The organism is Pseudomonas sp. A-RE-19, from assembly GCF_019956555.1.
Taxonomy (GTDB): Bacteria; Pseudomonadota; Gammaproteobacteria; order Pseudomonadales; family Pseudomonadaceae; genus Aquipseudomonas.
In genome coordinates this window covers 160,269-176,438 of record NZ_JAHBDQ010000001.1, presented here as the reverse complement: position 1 = coordinate 176,438, position 16,170 = coordinate 160,269, and the positions used below count along the sequence as shown (strand labels likewise).

The 16,170-nt window shown below is 58.1% G+C and carries 19 protein-coding genes, 1 tRNA gene and 2 pseudogenes; 15 read left to right on the top strand and 7 right to left on the bottom strand.

What is annotated here, in order from left to right; translation table 11 throughout:
• Positions 1-12: 12 nt before the first annotated feature.
• Positions 13-1,296 carry an NAD(P)/FAD-dependent oxidoreductase gene (locus tag KGB14_RS00955; protein ID WP_223483691.1) on the bottom strand — a complete coding sequence of 428 codons (1,284 nt, stop codon included), beginning with the start codon at positions 1,294-1,296 and terminating at the stop codon, positions 13-15.
• A gap of 183 nt (positions 1,297-1,479) precedes the next feature.
• On the opposite strand from KGB14_RS00955, the gene KGB14_RS00950 reads away from it, so the two are divergent.
• The 4 genes and pseudogenes from KGB14_RS00950 to KGB14_RS28595 all read left to right on the top strand — a co-directional run.
• Positions 1,480-1,556 (top strand) — tRNA-Val (locus KGB14_RS00950).
• Between the two features lie 235 nt (positions 1,557-1,791).
• On the top strand, positions 1,792-2,259 hold the full coding sequence (locus KGB14_RS00945; RefSeq protein WP_223483690.1) for an anti-virulence regulator CigR family protein: 468 nt from the start codon (positions 1,792-1,794) through the stop codon (positions 2,257-2,259).
• 177 nt (positions 2,260-2,436) lie between these two features.
• A pseudogene (locus tag KGB14_RS28600) lies at positions 2,437-2,916 on the top strand (hypothetical protein); the annotation flags it as partial.
• Positions 2,917-3,006: 90 nt separating this feature from the next.
• Positions 3,007-3,159: pseudogene (locus KGB14_RS28595) on the top strand (hypothetical protein); the annotation flags it as partial.
• A 12-nt stretch (positions 3,160-3,171) separates the two neighbouring features.
• Here KGB14_RS28595 and KGB14_RS00925 read toward each other — a convergent pair.
• Positions 3,172-3,402, bottom strand: a complete 231-nt coding sequence (locus KGB14_RS00925; RefSeq protein WP_223483689.1) for a hypothetical protein — start codon at positions 3,400-3,402, stop codon at positions 3,172-3,174.
• 94 nt (positions 3,403-3,496) lie between these two features.
• Here KGB14_RS00925 and KGB14_RS00920 point away from each other — a divergent pair, with 94 nt between their 5' ends.
• Positions 3,497-3,949 carry a DUF2214 family protein gene (locus KGB14_RS00920; protein WP_223483688.1) on the top strand — a complete coding sequence of 151 codons (453 nt, stop codon included), beginning with the start codon at positions 3,497-3,499 and terminating at the stop codon, positions 3,947-3,949.
• Positions 3,950-4,141: 192 nt separating this feature from the next.
• Here KGB14_RS00920 and csrA read toward each other — a convergent pair whose 3' ends face one another.
• A complete protein-coding gene (csrA, locus tag KGB14_RS00915; RefSeq protein WP_007938114.1) occupies positions 4,142-4,336 on the bottom strand; it encodes a carbon storage regulator CsrA in 195 nt (64 codons plus the stop codon).
• 248 nt (positions 4,337-4,584) lie between these two features.
• Here csrA and KGB14_RS00910 point away from each other — a divergent pair, with 248 nt between their 5' ends.
• Positions 4,585-4,950 carry an SPOR domain-containing protein gene (locus tag KGB14_RS00910; protein WP_223483687.1) on the top strand — a complete coding sequence of 122 codons (366 nt, stop codon included), beginning with the start codon at positions 4,585-4,587 and terminating at the stop codon, positions 4,948-4,950.
• Positions 4,951-5,156: 206 nt separating this feature from the next.
• Here KGB14_RS00910 and KGB14_RS00905 read toward each other — a convergent pair whose 3' ends face one another.
• The 3 genes from KGB14_RS00905 to KGB14_RS00895 all read right to left on the bottom strand — a co-directional run bounded on the left by KGB14_RS00905 (position 5,157) and on the right by KGB14_RS00895 (position 7,391).
• Positions 5,157-5,846 (bottom strand): endonuclease, encoded by a 690-nt coding sequence (locus tag KGB14_RS00905; protein ID WP_223483686.1) that lies wholly within the window; start codon positions 5,844-5,846, stop codon positions 5,157-5,159.
• A gap of 4 nt (positions 5,847-5,850) precedes the next feature.
• Complete coding sequence (locus KGB14_RS00900) at positions 5,851-6,141, bottom strand: DUF1654 domain-containing protein (RefSeq protein WP_223483685.1); 291 nt, start codon at positions 6,139-6,141, stop codon at positions 5,851-5,853.
• A gap of 161 nt (positions 6,142-6,302) precedes the next feature.
• Positions 6,303-7,391, bottom strand: coding sequence for an asparaginase (locus KGB14_RS00895; RefSeq protein WP_223483684.1), 1,089 nt, complete (start codon positions 7,389-7,391; stop codon positions 6,303-6,305).
• A gap of 337 nt (positions 7,392-7,728) precedes the next feature.
• Here KGB14_RS00895 and KGB14_RS00890 point away from each other — a divergent pair, with 337 nt between their 5' ends.
• The 8 genes from KGB14_RS00890 (at position 7,729) to KGB14_RS00855 (ending at position 15,369) form a co-directional block, all read left to right on the top strand.
• A complete protein-coding gene (locus tag KGB14_RS00890; RefSeq protein WP_223483683.1) occupies positions 7,729-8,178 on the top strand; it encodes a hypothetical protein in 450 nt (149 codons plus the stop codon).
• Positions 8,179-8,370: 192 nt separating this feature from the next.
• Entirely contained in the window at positions 8,371-9,327 is a 957-nt protein-coding gene (locus KGB14_RS00885; RefSeq protein ID WP_223483682.1) for a sugar ABC transporter substrate-binding protein, read from the top strand.
• Between the two features lie 56 nt (positions 9,328-9,383).
• A complete protein-coding gene (locus KGB14_RS00880; RefSeq protein WP_223483681.1) occupies positions 9,384-10,937 on the top strand; it encodes a sugar ABC transporter ATP-binding protein in 1,554 nt (517 codons plus the stop codon).
• On the top strand, positions 10,934-11,911 hold the full coding sequence (locus KGB14_RS00875) for an ABC transporter permease (protein WP_223483680.1): 978 nt from the start codon (positions 10,934-10,936) through the stop codon (positions 11,909-11,911). Before KGB14_RS00880 ends, KGB14_RS00875 begins: the two co-directional genes overlap by 4 nt.
• Positions 11,912-11,914: 3 nt before the next feature.
• A complete protein-coding gene (locus KGB14_RS00870) occupies positions 11,915-12,934 on the top strand; it encodes a LacI family DNA-binding transcriptional regulator (RefSeq protein WP_223483679.1) in 1,020 nt (339 codons plus the stop codon).
• Positions 12,935-12,989: 55 nt separating this feature from the next.
• Positions 12,990-13,907, top strand: a complete 918-nt coding sequence (gene rbsK / locus KGB14_RS00865) for a ribokinase (protein WP_223483678.1) — start codon at positions 12,990-12,992, stop codon at positions 13,905-13,907.
• Positions 13,904-14,308, top strand: a complete 405-nt coding sequence (gene rbsD, locus KGB14_RS00860) for a D-ribose pyranase (protein WP_223483677.1) — start codon at positions 13,904-13,906, stop codon at positions 14,306-14,308. The genes rbsK and rbsD overlap by 4 nt, the downstream gene beginning before the upstream one ends.
• A gap of 32 nt (positions 14,309-14,340) precedes the next feature.
• Positions 14,341-15,369, top strand: coding sequence for a nucleoside hydrolase (locus KGB14_RS00855; protein WP_223483676.1), 1,029 nt, complete (start codon positions 14,341-14,343; stop codon positions 15,367-15,369).
• Positions 15,370-15,408: 39 nt separating this feature from the next.
• Here KGB14_RS00855 and KGB14_RS00850 read toward each other — a convergent pair whose 3' ends face one another.
• Positions 15,409-15,615, bottom strand: coding sequence for a hypothetical protein (locus KGB14_RS00850; RefSeq protein WP_007905889.1), 207 nt, complete (start codon positions 15,613-15,615; stop codon positions 15,409-15,411).
• 132 nt (positions 15,616-15,747) lie between these two features.
• Between KGB14_RS00850 and KGB14_RS00845 the strand changes: the two genes are divergently transcribed.
• On the top strand, positions 15,748-16,053 hold the full coding sequence (locus KGB14_RS00845) for a hypothetical protein (RefSeq protein WP_223483675.1): 306 nt from the start codon (positions 15,748-15,750) through the stop codon (positions 16,051-16,053).
• The last annotated feature ends 117 nt before the right edge of the window (positions 16,054-16,170 follow it).

Below are 16,170 nucleotides of genomic sequence, written 5' to 3'. Positions count from 1 at the left end.
GCGGAGGCCTCGTCAGACCCCGAGCTTGTCCCGTAATCCGTAATACCAGGCACCCAGCGCAGCGAACGGTGTACGCAGCAGTTGTCCGCCGGGGAAGGGGTAGTGGGGCAGGTCGGCAAACGCGTCGAAGCGCTCGGCCTGACCGCGCAATGCTTCGGCCAGCACCTTGCCTGCCAGGTGTGTGTATGTCACGCCATGACCGCTGCAGCCCTGGGAATAGTAGATGTTATCGCTCAGCCGTCCGACCTGGGGAAGGCGTGACAGGGTCAGCAGGAAATTGCCGGTCCAGGCGTAATCGATTTTCACGTCCTTGAGTTGCGGGAAGGCCTTGAGCATCTTCGGTCGAATGATCGCCTCGATGTTCGCCGGATCCCGTGCGCCATACACCACGCCGCCGCCGAAAATCAGACGTTTGTCCGCGCTCAGGCGGTAGTAATCAAGCAGGTAGTTACAATCTTCGACGCAGTAGTCCTGGGGCAGCAGGCGTTTGGCCAATTCATCGCCCAAGGGTTCGGTGGTGATCACTTGGGTCCCGCAGGGCATCGACTTGGCTGCCAGTTCCGGCACCAGATTGCCGATGTAAGCGTTGCCGGCAACGATAATGAATTTGGCCCTGACCTTGCCCTGAGGTGTATGCACCACCGGATTGGCGCCGCGCTCGATGCGCACCGCTGGCGACTGCTCGTAAATAGTGCCGCCCAGCGACTCCACGGCTGCTGCCTCGCCCAAGGCAAGGTTGAGTGGATGAATATGCCCGCCGCTCATGTCCAGCATGCCGCCGACGTATTGATCGCAAGCCACCACTTCGCGGATGCGTCGCTGATCCAGCAGCTCAAGTTGCGTGTGACCGAAACGCTCCCACAGGCGCTTCTGGGATTCCAGATGGCCCATCTGCTTGGCGGTGATGGCGGCGAACACGCCGCCGTCCTTCAGGTCGCACTGGATGTTGTATTTGGCCGCCCGCTCCCGAATGATTCGCGCGCCCTCGAATGCCATTTGCCCCAGTAGCTGAGCTTGCTTGGGGCCAACACTGCGCTCGATCACATCGATATCGCGGCTGTAGCTGTTAACGATCTGGCCACCGTTGCGCCCTGACGCGCCAAAACCCACCTTGGCCGCTTCCAGGACCGTTACCCGAAAACCGTTCTCCAGCAGAAACAGGGCTGAGGACAGACCGGTATAACCGGCGCCAATCACACAGACATCAGTTTCTACATCGTCCTGCAAAACCGGGCGCAGCGGCGCCGCATTGGCCGATGCGGCGTAATAGGATTCCGGGTAGGGGGTGTTCGCCATCCTGCAGCCTCTGTTTAATATATTTTACGAGTGCCTCGATCCTACCCGAGTTAAAAATCGACCGCCAGCCACCGGAAAATCTTCTTTGCCACAGCAAAATTAAATATTTTGCATATTCATAGGGTTAGGTGAAAAAAAGGTGTTGACACCCCTCCGGAATTCCGTAGAATGCCGCCTCACAGCAGGCACGTAGCTCAGTTGGTTAGAGCACCACCTTGACATGGTGGGGGTCGTTGGTTCGAGTCCAATCGCGCCTACCAAACAAAATCCGCTCTGCTGGGCGGTCTAGAAGGGCTCACCGAAAGGTGGGCCCTTTTTTGTTGTCTGTGTCCCGTCCTGAATAAGGTTTACACCTGTTTCAGGACTAGACACTGCGATTTGCATAACCTTCCCAAAGCCCCTTTCAACGCCCACCTCCAATGAACACACTTTCCGAACTAACACAGCCATAAGCGTCTACATTGCAAGATGCATCCCTTTTCTGAGAGAACGGATATGTTTAGATCTCGCTCGTTGATTGCCGCTGTGACCTGTCTTGCCCTGGTGTCCGGTTCCGCGACTGCATTGGCCGACCCGGGAAACGGTAAGGGTCAGGGAGGCGGCAAGGGAAATCCTCAATATGTTCAGGACCATGGCAACTCCGGCCATGGAAACAAGGGGAAAGGTTCAGGGGGTGACGATTGGAGTCACGGCCCGAGCATCAACCACGGTAGCGTCCTTGGAATCGTTGGCGGTTATCGTGACTACTGGAGTCCCGGGCCTGCCTTGCCGCCTGGCATTCAAAAGAACCTCGCCCGCGGAAAACCTCTACCGCCGGGTATCGCCAAAAAACTCGACGGCCGATTGCTCGGCAGGCTTCCGCACTACGATGGCTATGAGTGGCAGCAGGCTGGCACTGATTTGTTGCTGGTGGCCATCGCCACCGGGATTATTTATGAGGTTCTTGATGGCGCGTTCGATTGATGTGAAAGCGACAAATTCCTATCGCGTCTTTGCAGCATAACCATCAGCAAAATCACGGGAGGCAGTGTGCATGTTCGGTAGCAGCACATTGCCTGCCCGCTGGTCGTCGTTCTTTGAACTGTGGGGGAGCAAAGGGGTCAATTACTCCGTGCTATATCAACCCCATGGAAACCCATCATGTTATTAAAAAACAAGAATTTTATTGCGGTCATGTCATGCGTGATGATGCTTGCAGCTGCGCCATTGCTCCCTGCTGACCTATCCATCATGAGCTCCGCCTACGCGAAGGGTGGTGGTGGTGGTGGTGGTGGTGGTGGTAACGGTGGCGGCAATGGCGGCGGCAATGGTGGCGGAAACGGTGGCGGTAATGGCGGCAGCGGCGGCCAGGGTGGTTCCGGCCATTCCGGTGGTGTCAGCAATGGCCGAGGCGATGGTTTGAGCAGCGATCACGCTGGCAAGGCTGTTCGGGACCATGGCATCAGAGGCAACCACTACGGTAGCGATCGAAACGGTGACAGCGGTCATGGTTCGGTGACTTCGGGCATCGCGAACTCCCGGGATACACGAGGTATAACGAAGGCCTCTGCCATTTCGGCCACTACGCCTGGCGATCACAATGCGAAAGGATTAAGCAACGCTCGCACTTCGATTGGCCGCGGCGATGGTTTGAGCAGCGATCATGCAGGCAGGGCTGTTCGGGACCATGGCATCAGTGGCAACCACTACGGTAGCGATCGAAACGGTGACAGCGGTCATGGTTCGGTGACTTCGGGCATCGCGAATTCCCGGGATACACGAGGGATAACGAAGGCCTCTGCCATTTCGACCACTACGCCTGGCGATCACAATGCGAAAGGCTTAAGCAACGCTCGTACTTCGATTTCAAACAGAACGGATTGAGTCCAAGAATTCTCAAAGCCGGGTATCCATCAGGAGCCCGGCTTTTTTTTGCGTCCATTGTTTGCCAACAGAATCGGCTATTGAGATGCCCGGCACATTGGTCGCCCTGACGAAAAGCACCATGACACCCCCAATCAAGCTACTGATCACCGCCAGCAACAGATGTTGCTTGACCGTCGCCAGGGTGATCGAGCTGGTGCGTTGCCAGATCAGCCGATAGAAACTTACGCAGAGTGACCTCATGTCAGTGGCGGGCTAAGCCACGTGCGTGGGCAAATCGCGCACGATGGACTACTACTGTAGGGCTGATTCAACTTCATCCATAAGGAGTATGTCGATGGCTCAATGGTTTCTGGCGGCGATTCATCTCTTGGCCTTTGCGCTGGGCTTCTGGGCCGTATTGACCCGCGGCACGGCTTTACGTCGCCTGGTTGCTGGGGTGGGGGAAGCGCGCAGTGTTTTGATGGCGGACAATCTATGGGGTATCTCTGCCGTCATTCTATTGGTCACGGGTGGGATGCGAGCCTTTGGCGGGTACGAAAAAGGCACTGACTACTACCTTCACCAACCTCTGTTTCATCTCAAGATGACACTCTTTGTCTTCATCCTGTTGCTTGAAGTCGTGCCGATGGCGACGCTGATCAAATGGCGGCTTGCGCTGGGCCGTGGGGCGGCTATCGATACCGGGCGCGCAACGCTGTTTGCCCGTATCAGTCATATCGAAGCGCTGCTTCTGATGCTGATGGTCGTCGCTGCGACGGGAATGGCGCGAGGGGTCGCGTTCGGTTAGCCAGGAAGCAGGAAGCGCTTTCTTGCAGCAAATCCGAAACGTCTGACAGTCATAATGCGGGACGGGCGGTAGTATCGGCTCCACGTTGCGATGGCATCTCAAAGAGAGGCTAGTGGAGAGCGATGCGGCGCTTGAATCTTTAGCCAGCCATTATTCGAGACTGAACGGGCTGGCTACTGACTGCGGCAGGATTCAGGGGGTTTGCGGCTTGTCTGGAGCGGTCAGGCCAGCCTGAATGCGTTGGTAGATTTCTTCGCGATGCACCGCAACGTCTTTCGGGGCGTTGATGCCAATCCTGACTTGCTGGCCGCTTACGCCCAGAATGGTGATCGTAATGTCATCACCGATGTTTATGCTTTCACCGACTTTGCGGGTGAGTATCAGCATGGTTTTCTCCTTGATTGCTTTGTAGGGCACCTGATTGGGACAGTGCAGAGGTCGGTATTAGGTATAGATTAGTGCGAAGTCTCAGTTTGGGTGCCTCTTTCTGACGCGCAGATGCTGCATTAATTCCCAAGGCGTAACTATACAGAGGCGACAACCATCATTCTCGTTGTTTTGAGCCCATTTTGCGGCACTCGGGAGGGATCCATGGATGCTAAAATCGCCGCTTTAAGCATTCAGAGGGAAGTGTTGTGCGCAAAATGGCCTTGGTAATGGCAGTACTGACGTTGGCCGGGTGCGGTGAGAGTAAGAGCGTTGACGCTAAAAAGCCGCAACCGGCAGTCGCTTCAGCGCCCGCGGCGACAACCGGCCCTCAATGGGACGTCGAGGTGCGGGGCGAAACACCCCAGGCGGTCAGCGACCTGAGTGGCTGGTTGATCGAGCACAGCTTCGTTTCCAACGTCGTCAAGGAAAATGGAAAGGTTCGTATTCTGGTCGGGCCGTTCAGTTCAAAAGCCGAGGCCGAGGGCAGGCAGGCAGACTTGACGGCTGCGCTCGCCAGGGCAAAAAAAATGAACATCGAATCGCTGGTCGTCGAGCATCCGACGGCTCAGTAACCGTTCTGCGCAGGTTTGGCTGAGCATTGTAAAGGGCATCCACGGGGACGCTTCTCTTCGGGGGGGGCGTCGATTCCCGGGAGGGTCAATGCGCGGAGGGAATCGCTCACTTTGATGGGTTGCCGGCGCCACAACAAAAGCGGCGGTTAGAAGCGAACAAAGGCCTGGGGTGTAATGCCCCAGGCCTTTGTTGTTTCAGTGGCTGGTCAGCCGCAGGCTTTCATGTCTACCGGGCCGACAAACTCGTTGCCGCGCCCCATTACGCACGCCACGCTCTGGTTGCGCTGACGTTCCCAGGCCTGTACCGGATAAGTCTTGTTCCAGGCTTCGTACAGTTGCCGATCCTGTCTGGAAAGGCGCAAGCCGTACTGCTTGCTCATGTAAAAGTAAGTCCGGGCGATCATGCCGCGAATGGACGGGCGAGGCATGACCTTCTTCGCCTTGAAGTCGACCTGGGTCAGGCACGAGCCGTATTGACCCGATTGCACGGGTAGCCAGCCGAAACTGAAGTTGCTGCGATCGCCATTCACCTCGCCGATGCTTGGCACCAGATTGTGCAAGTCAGCCTCGGCCTTTTGATAGGTCGGATCGTACCGCGTGCAATTCTTGCGACCACCTTGTTGCCAGCATTCACGCTGATGACCGATCTGCCAGGCCGGGACAATGTGTTCCCACTCGATGCGCGAGGCGCGTTTGGCATTTTTGCGCGGTACATAACCGCAGGCAGCGAGGTTCACACGGTTGCCGGTGTATTTGCAGCCGCAATAAAACTCGGTGGATTGCGGGGCGTACAACGTCCACGCGACTTTCTTCGCTTCGTTGAAGGTGCGTGGGGCGCCAGCCTGGGCCCCGAGGGTGATGAGCAAAAACAGCAAAGCAAACCAGCGGACACTCATTGACTCAATCTTCCTTCGGCACAACCCAGAAAATCTGCACGCCGCCATCGTCGCGATGGGCGAGGGTGACGTTATCGTTCTCGTCGATTTCTTCGAGCAAGCGTTCCCACTCATCCACGGGTTCGTCCGGAAGTCGGAAGATCAGTGCCGCTTTGGCTTTCTGAGCGGTGGGGGAATTGATGACTTTCTGAACGCGCATGCCCAGGCGTTCATAGGCGTCAGGGGAGGCAGAGGAAGTGGCCACGGAATTATCCTTATTGAGCTGTACGTGCATACAGTATTTAACTGTAGGCATTTTCGCAACTGCTTAAAATTCAAGAAAATCCTCTGACAGTGGTTTTTTCCGTTTGGTGTAGGACAGTTGGAGTTTTTTATCGGAAGAGGTCGTGAACCACTCGCCAAGGCTGGCAAGTGGTTACGGCAGTGCCCGACCGGAAAAGGTCGGGCGAGGGCGAATCAGTATTCCCAGAACATCCGTTGCAGTTCTTTGCTGTCGTTGGTCTTGGTCAACGCGACCATGGCCAGGATGCGGGCTTTTTGCGGGTTCAAATCATGAGCCACAACCCAGTCGTACTTGTCGTCAGGCTGTTCGGCGTTACGCAGTACGAAACCACCGGCGTTGACGTGGGAAGAACGAATGATTTGCACGCCGTCCTTGCGTAGGGCTTGCAGGGCTGGAACCACGCGGGACGAGACCGAGCCATTGCCGGTACCGGCATGGATGATGGCTTTGGCGCCTGATTGAGCCAGGGCCTTGTAGGCGGTGTCGCTGACGTTGCCGTAGGAGTAGGCGATTTCGACGTCAGGCAGGCTCTTGATGGTTTTGATGTCGAATTCCGAGTCCATGGTGTGGCGCTTGGCCGGCAGACGGAACCAGTAGGACTTACCTTCGACCACCATGCCCAGTGGGCCCCAGGCACTTTTGAACGCCTCGGTCTTGATGTTGACCATTTTGCTGACGTCGCGACCCGACTGGATCTCATCGTTCATGGTCACCAGTACGCCTTTGCCGCGTGCGTCTTTGCTGCTGGCCACGGCGACGGCGTTGTACAGGTTCAGCATGCCGTCAGCCGACATGGCGGTACCAGGACGCATTGAGCCCACGACGATGATCGGTTTGTCGGTTTTCTCCACCAGGTTCAGGAAGTAAGCGGTTTCTTCCAGGGTGTCGGTGCCGTGGGTGATGACAATGCCATCGACGTCTTTGCTGTCGGCCAATTCAGCCACGCGACGACCCAGTTGCAGGAGGTTGTCGTTGGTGATGCTTTCGGATGCGATCTGCATGACCTGTTCGCCACGCACGTTAGCTAATTGGCTTAGCTGCGGAACGCCTGCGATCAATTGTTCGATGCCGACTTTTGCCGCTTGATAGGTGGCGCTTTTGGCGGCGCTGGCGCCCGCACCTGCAATGGTGCCGCCAGTGGCCAGGATCACCACATTCGCCAGTTTCTGTTGGGTTTCGACTTCTTTTGCCTGAAGGGCGGTGGGTAGAAGCAGCAGCAGGGCCAAAGTGCCCGGAATAAAAGTATTGAACACAGATTTCATTATTGTTTTCTCTAGTGGTGAGACGGTGCGGAATGCAGGTCATCCAGAAGCGCCCCAAGCAGATCTGAACGCCGGGGGTGTAGAAGAAGAGCAGGATCTGTACCAGCCAGACGTTGGAGAAGGTGATCTTTTAACATCATGATTTTTATAATTATTATCGCTAAGGCCGGCGATGCTTTCGTGCTTGCTCGTCCGGGTTTCCGAACATGTGGAGTTTTTTTGTTCGGCTCTCCGACCTCCATTGAGAAAGTCGACTTGCAAAATCGGAAATCAGTGCTAAAGAAACCCCCTCGCAGGTCGATGCTCCTTTAAAGAGATTTTTTTTCCAGGAGTTCAAATGTCGTTTACTGTCGGTTTTCCAAATGCAGGCGCAATCACTATCGCGGGCAAGTCCCCGGCGACCATCAATGCCTTGAGTGAAGCGACGTCCGACGCCTCGGGCCAAGCGCTGGGTGAAGAGGAGGGTAGCGACAACCAGGTCAGAACCGGTGGCGCTACGCAGACTCAGGGCGAAACCAAATCTGGAAAAAGCAGCAATCAAAGTATTGCGGTGCAGGTTTTGCTCAAGCGCATGCAGGAACTGCAGCAGCAATTGCGCGAACAGCAGCAACTGGCGGCGGCTCAGGCAGCGAGTTATCCGACTCCGGAGGCCAAAGCCACTGCTGTCATGTCGATCCAGGGGCAAATCGCCGATACCAGCGCTGCGCTCGCGCAAGTGACAGGCAATCTGGTCAAGGAACTGGCCAAGGATTCCAGCAGTGGCAGCCTGGTCAGCACCACGGCGTGATGTAAAAGGCTTGGCTTTTTGTTAACCCGAACGCAGAACACGGCGTTGACAAATCTCCACAGGGTTCGCATAGTTCGGTCTACGCAAACGTTTGCGCGGTCATCCCCGATGGCTTGATCCAGTAGAGATCAGAGTCCTGGCGTACTCCGGTGCAAGCGTTGCTCAGAATAATCATAAGATCGGAGTGAACCCATGAAGCTGCCATTCGCTGGACGTCTTCTCGCTGTCGCTATGCTGGCTGCCGCATCCGCCGCGTTGCCTGTTTCTTCGGCTTTCGCCGAAACCCCTGAAAAACCTAAAGTCGCACTGGTCATGAAATCTCTGGCCAACGAATTTTTCCTGACCATGGAAGACGGCGCCAAGGCCTACCAGAAAGACCACTCCGGCGACTTCGAACTGATCTCCAACGGCATCAAGGACGAAACGGATACGGCCGGCCAGACGCGCATCGTCGAGCAAATGATTCTGGCCAAGGTCAATGCGCTGGTCATCGCGCCGGCCGACTCCAAGGCCATGGTCCCGGTCATCAAGAAAGCAGTCGATGCCGGCATCACCGTGATCAACATCGATAACCAGCTGGACCCGGCCGTGGTCAAAAGCAAAAACATCACCGTTCCATTCGTAGGCCCGGATAACCGCAAAGGCGCGCGTCTGGTGGGCGAATACCTGGCCAAGCAACTGAAGGCTGGTGACGAAGTCGGCATTATCGAAGGCGTTTCCACCACCACCAACGCCCAGCAGCGTACGGCGGGCTTCAAGGATGCGATGGAAGCGGCGCAGATCAAGGTTGTGTCTCTGCAGTCCGGCGATTGGGAGATCGACAAAGGCAACAAGGTTGCCGCTTCGATTCTCAGCGAATATCCGGAAGTCAAAGCCCTGCTGGCCGGTAACGACAGCATGGCCGTCGGCGCCGTTTCCGCCGTGCGTGCAGCGGGCAAGGCCGGCAAGGTGCAAGTGGTCGGCTACGACAACATCAACGCGATCAAGCCGATGCTCAAGGATGGCCGCGTCCTGGCAACCGCCGACCAGTTTGCTGCCCGGCAAGCGGTGTTCGGCATCGAGACTGCGCTGAAAATCATCAAAGGCGAGACCGTCGATAGCGGCGCCAACGGCGTCATCGAAACTCCGGTAGAGCTGGTTACCAAGTAGTCCTTCTGGCGACACAACGGTGCTCGCCCGTTCGGGCGAGCACATGGAGAGTTTTTATGTCCGTTTGCGCCCCGAACGCTGTCCTCTCGGTCAGCGGTATCGGTAAGACCTACGCCCAACCCGTCCTGACTGGCATCGACCTGACGCTGATGCGCGGCGAAGTGCTGGCGCTGACCGGCGAGAATGGCGCGGGTAAAAGCACGCTGTCGAAAATCATTGGCGGACTGGTCACGCCGACCACCGGCCAGATGCAGTTCCAGGGGCAGGATTATCGTCCCGGCAGCCGGAGCCAGGCCGAAGAGCTGGGCATCCGCATGGTCATGCAGGAGCTCAATCTGTTGCCGACGTTGTCGGTGGCGGAAAACCTGTTTCTCGATAACCTGCCCAGCCACGGTGGCTGGATCAGCCGCAAGCAGCTGCGCAAGGCGGCGATCGAGGCCATGGCCCAGGTCGGCCTTGACGCTATCGACCCGGACACTCTGGTCGGCGAGTTGGGTATCGGCCACCAGCAAATGGTGGAAATCGCCCGCAACCTGATCGGCGATTGCCACGTGCTGATCCTCGACGAGCCGACTGCAATGCTGACGGCCCGTGAAGTCGAAATGCTGTTCGAGCAGATCACTCGCCTGCAAGCTCGCGGCGTATCGATCATCTACATTTCCCACCGTCTTGAAGAATTGGCGCGGGTGGCCCAGCGCATTGCGGTATTGCGCGACGGCAACCTGGTCTGTGTCGAGCCGATGGCCAATTACAACAGCGAGCAACTGGTTACCCTGATGGTCGGCCGTGAATTGGGCGAGCACATCGACATGGGCCCGCGCAACATCGGTGCGCCGGCCTTGACGGTCAAAGGGCTGACTCGTTCCGATAAGGTTCGCGATGTGTCCTTTGAGGTGCGCGCCGGTGAGATTTTCGGGATTTCCGGTTTGATTGGGGCAGGGCGCACCGAATTGCTGCGCCTGATCTTCGGTGCCGATGCAGCCGACAGCGGCACCGTCGCGCTGGGGGCGTCGGCTCAGGTGGTGAGTATTCGTTCGCCGGCCGATGCAGTCGGTCACGGCATCGCCCTGATCACCGAAGATCGCAAGGGCGAAGGCCTTCTGCTGACGCAATCAATCAGCGCCAACATTGCCTTGGGCAATATGCCGGTGATTTCCAGCGGCGGCTTTGTTAATAACAGTGACGAGATGTCGCTGGCTCAGCGTCAGATCAACGCCATGCGCATTCGCAGTTCCAGCCCGACGCAATTGGTCTCGGAACTGTCCGGCGGCAATCAGCAGAAAGTCGTGATCGGCCGCTGGCTGGAGCGCGACTGCACGGTGATGCTGTTCGACGAGCCGACCCGTGGCATCGACGTCGGTGCCAAGTTCGATATCTACGCATTACTCGGTGAATTGACCCGTCAGGGCAAGGCGCTGGTAGTGGTGTCCAGCGACCTGCGCGAACTGATGCTGATCTGCGACCGCATTGGTGTGCTCTCGGCAGGGCGCCTGATCGACACCTTCGAGCGTGACAGCTGGACCCAGGATGATTTGCTTGCCGCCGCTTTCGCCGGCTACCAAAAACGTGATGCGTTGCTCAACGAAGCAGCGCCTAGGAATCTTCCATGAATACTGCATCTTTGGCCGGCAAACGTAGTGGCAATTTTTACGGCCTCGGCACCTACCTGGGTCTGGCCGGTGCCTTGCTGGCGATGGTCGCGCTGTTTTCGATCCTGAGCAGCCATTTCCTGTCTTACGACACCTTCAGCACCCTGGCCAACCAGATACCCGATTTGATGGTGCTGGCGGTTGGCATGACCTTCGTGTTGATCATCGGCGGTATCGACCTGTCGGTGGGGTCGGTGCTGGCGCTCGCGGCGTCGACGGTCAGCGTGGCGATTCTCGGCTGGGGCTGGAGCGTGCTGCCAGCGGCGCTATTGGGAATGGGCGCGGCGGCATTGGCCGGCACCATCACCGGCTCGATCACCGTGGCGTGGCGGATTCCGTCGTTCATCGTGTCCCTCGGCGTGCTGGAAATGGCGCGAGGCCTGGCGTATCAGATGACCGGTTCGCGCACCGCCTACATCGGTGATGCTTTCGCCTGGCTGTCCAACCCGATCGCGTTCGGTATCTCGCCGTCATTCATCATTGCCTTGCTGATTATCTTCATCGCCCAAGCCGTGCTGACGCGTACCGTGTTCGGTCGTTACCTGATCGGCATCGGCACCAACGAAGAAGCGGTGCGTCTGGCGGGGATCAATCCCAAGCCCTACAAGATCCTGGTCTTCAGTCTGATGGGGCTGCTGGCCGGTATCGCTGCGTTGTTTCAGATATCTCGCCTGGAAGCAGCGGACCCGAATGCCGGCTCCGGTCTGGAGCTGCAAGTGATCGCCGCGGTCGTGATCGGCGGCACCAGCCTGATGGGCGGGCGCGGCTCGGTCATCAGCACGTTCTTCGGCGTCCTGATCATTTCGGTACTGGCGGCCGGTCTGGCGCAGATCGGCGCGACCGAGCCCACCAAACGCATCATCACCGGTGCGGTTATCGTGGTGGCGGTGGTGCTCGATACTTATCGCAGTCAGCGCGCAAGCCGGCGGACCTGAGTCATGGCAACAATCAAGGATGTAGCGGCACTCGCGGGCATTTCCTACACCACGGTTTCCCACGTGGTGAACAAGACGCGGCCGGTCAGTGAGGAAGTACGGGTCAAGGTCGAGGCGGCGATCAAAAGTCTCGACTACGTGCCCAGTGCCGTGGCCCGGTCATTGAAAGCGAAAACCACCGCGACCATCGGCCTGCTGGTGCCCAACAGTCTCAACCCGTACTTCGCCGAGTTGGCCCGTGGCATCGAGGACTACTGCGAGCGCAACGGCTATTGCGTCATCCTCTGCAACTCCGACGACAACCCGGACAAGCAGCGAAGCTACCTTCGTGTGCTGCTGGAAAAACGCATCGACGGCTTGATCGTTGCATCGGCCGGTGGTGACAGTGGGCTGGCGGAAGGGCTGGCAGGCGTGCGCACGCCGATGGTGATTGTCGACCGCGGGCTAGAAGGCGTCGATGCCGATCTGGTACGCATCGATCATGAGTACGGCGCTTATCTGGCGACCCGGCATCTGCTGGAGTTGGGGCACCGGGACATCGCCACGATTGGCGGGCCGGCAAGCACCAGCGTGGCGCAGATGCGTCTGGCCGGTTATTGCCGCGCCTTGAAAGAGGCGGGCGTCGAAGTGCCACGCGAGCGCATGCTGGAAAGCGACTTTACCAGCACCGGCGGTTACAACGCCGCCGCGATCCTGCTGGAAAAGAACCCGCCCAGCGCGATCTTCGCCGGCAACGACATGATCGGTATCGGTGTGTTACGTGCCGCTGCCGAGCGCAATATTCGCGTACCCACCGAACTGTCGGTGATTGGATTCGACGATATCCAGATGAGCCGTTACGTCTATCCGGCGCTGACCACCGTGGGCCAGTCGATCCTGCAGCTTGGCGAGATGGCGGCCGAGGTGCTGTTGCGCAGGATTGCCGCACCGGATCTGGCGACCGATCAGCGAATCGTGACACCCAGTATTGTCCTGCGAGAATCGACTGCGCCGCTGGCCAGTGTGTTCGCTGAGTATCGCTGAACAAAAAGCACTGCTGAACCGAAAGCGCCGCAGAAACAGAATTGACGAGTGATGTATGCCAGCAAAAGTAGTGGTAATAGGCAGCCTTAACATGGACCTGGTAACCCGGGCGCCACGGCTGCCCCGTGGTGGTGAAACGCTGATCGGCAAATCGTTTACCACGGTCGCGGGTGGCAAGGGCGCCAACCAGGCCGTGGCCGCATCGAGGCTGGGCGCACAAGTGTCGATGGTCGGTTGTGTAGGCAGCGACGCCTATGGCGAAGTGCTGCGCGATGGGTTGTTGGCCGAGCAGATCGATTGCCAGGCAGTCAGCACTGTCGAAGATTCCAGCGGTGTGGCGTTGATCGTGGTCGATGACAGCAGTCAGAACGCCATCGTCATCGTGGCGGGTGCAAACGGTGCGCTGACGCCCGAGGTGATTGACCGTTTCGACGCGGTATTGCAGGCGGCGGATGTCATCATCTGTCAGCTGGAAGTGCCGGATGCCACGGTCGGCCATGCCCTGAAGCGTGGTCGTAAGCTGGGTAAAACCGTGATCCTCAATCCGGCACCGGCCAGTCACCCGCTGCCTGCGGATTGGTATGCGGCCATCGATTACCTGATCCCCAATGAAAGCGAAGCCTCGGCCCTGAGTGGTTTGCCGGTGGATTCCCTGAGCACCGCCGAAACTGCCGCGACCCGCTTGATCGGCATGGGGGCCGGCAAAGTGATCATCACCCTGGGTGCCCAAGGATCACTGTTCGCCGATGGCAAACGCTTCGAGCATTTCCCGGCGCCGAAAGTGAAGGCGGTCGATACCACGGCGGCCGGCGATACCTTCGTTGGCGGTTTCGCCGCGGCCCTGGCGGCAGGCAAAAGCGAGGCCGAAGCCATCCGTTTCGGCCAGGTCGCCGCGGCGCTGTCGGTTACCCGTGCTGGCGCGCAGCCTTCGATTCCCACCTTGTCTGACGTACAGGCCTTTAAAACACCATGAAAAAGACCCCTTTGCTTAATGTCGCACTGTCACGGCTGATCGCGTCCCTGGGCCACGGCGACACCGTCGTGATCGGCGATGCCGGCCTGCCGGTGCCGCCCGGTGTCGAACTGATCGACTTGGCCTTGACCCACGGTATTCCGGATTTCGTCAGTACCTTGAAGGTCGTACTCAGTGAAATGCAGGTCGAAAGCCATGTGCTGGCCCATGAGATTCTGGACAAGAAACCCTCGGCCTTGCGCACGCTGGATGAACTGAATACCGAAGGTGCGCTGGGCCGGCGCGAACTGCTCAGTCATGACCAATTCAAAGTGCTCAGCCGACAGGCTCGGGCGATTATTCGTACAGGCGAATGTCAGCCGTACTGCAACATCGTCCTGGTGGCTGGCGTAACGTTCTAACTTCCGTTCTTCCCACGCACAAGGAGTGCGCTATGCACCGCTATGCCCAGAAACTGCACCACCTGCTCCGGAGTTTGCTGCTTTTGTCCCTGATTACCGCAACAAGCGCCCAAGCGGCGGAAAAGATCGATTTGATCATCGACACCGACCCGGGTGCCGATGATGTGGTCGCCTTGCTGTTTGCCCTGGCATCGCCGGAAGAACTGAATATTCGTGCGTTGACCACCGTCGCAGGCAATGTGCGTCTGGACAAGACCTCGCGTAATGCGCGCCTGGCTCGCGAATGGGCGGGGCGCGAAGAGGTGCCGGTGTATGCCGGTGCACCGAAACCGCTGATGCGCACGCCGATCTATGCCGAGAATATCCATGGCAAGGAAGGCCTGTCGGGTGTCACCGTGCATGAGCCGAAAAAAGGCCTGGCCAAAGGCAATGCGGTCAATTATCTGATCGATACCCTGAAGACCGCCAAACCCCACAGCATTACCATCGCCATGCTCGGTCCACAGACCAACCTGGCCCTGGCGCTGATTCAGGAGCCCGAAATCGTTCAGGGCATCAAGGAAGTGGTGATCATGGGTGGTGCGCACTTCAACGGCGGCAATATCACCCCGGTAGCTGAATTCAACCTGTTCGCCGACCCTCAGGCCGCGCAAGTGGTGCTGAGCAGTGGCGTCAAACTGACCTACCTGCCGCTGGACGTGACCCACAAGATCCTGACCAGTGAAGCGCGCCTGAAGCAGATCGCGGGTCTGAACAACAATGCCAGCAAGCTGGTGGGCGATATTCTCAATGAATACGTCAAAGGCGACATGGAGCACTACGGCATTCCGGGTGGCCCGGTGCATGACGCCACAGTCATCGCTTATCTGCTCAAGCCAGAGCTGTTCACCGGGCGTTCGGTCAACGTCGTGGTTGATAGCCGCGAAGGCCCGACCTTCGGCCAGACCATCGTCGACTGGTATGACGGCCTGAAGGCGCCGAAAAATGCCTTCTGGGTCGAAAATGGTGACGCTCAGGGCTTCTTCGACCTGCTGACCCAGCGTCTGGCGCGTCTGAAGTAAACCCTGCACCCGCAGGTGCCAACCTGCGGGTTTTTACACTCACTCGCTATCTGTCAGGCCCATATAGTCTGCGGGGTATTTCTCGAGTATCTGGGCGATGAATGTTTGGGCGGCTTGTGTCCCCAGTTCCTTGACCAGCAAATCGATACCAATGATTGCCAACTCTTCCGGGCTACCCGGGCTGTAAGAGCTGTGGCCCTGTGGCCACTTGATTGTGATGTTGGCGTCGATGCTTACGGTGGTCATGATGGCGCTCGTGAAGTCGGGAAAGGCTGAGTGTCGAGTTAACCATTTTGCGGAACGTTTGGCACTCCGACTTAGGCATGAGGGGAGGGCTATGCGACACTTGGTCTTTGACGATTTCTCAAGGACCGTGCTGTGCAGATCGATTTGAACACCCCTGACGGCTTGACCCTCGAAGCAGTGCGTCAGCTACTGGCCTCTGCCAGCGACGATGAACACACTCAGTTGCGGGTCACCAAGGGCGGCATCGCCTACATTTCGTCGGGCGTTGTGGGCGGCACAGACATCGACGGGCTGCGGTTTCGCCTGGAAACATGGGCCAAGGGTTCGGGTTATGTCGGGCGGGTCGCAGCCAGCGACGAGGTCTGGGTCATGCAGATTTTCAATGCGCTGAAAGAGAACTGGCCGAATCCGCCGTTCGACTACATCGACGTCTATTGAACGCTGTTCATATTCAGTCACGATTGCGGGATGAATGGTAGGGCGATGCTCAGGCAAACTCGCCGCTTGTCCGGACCGTGGGCAGGGTGATAGCGCCCGCCGTGAAACCAAACGCCA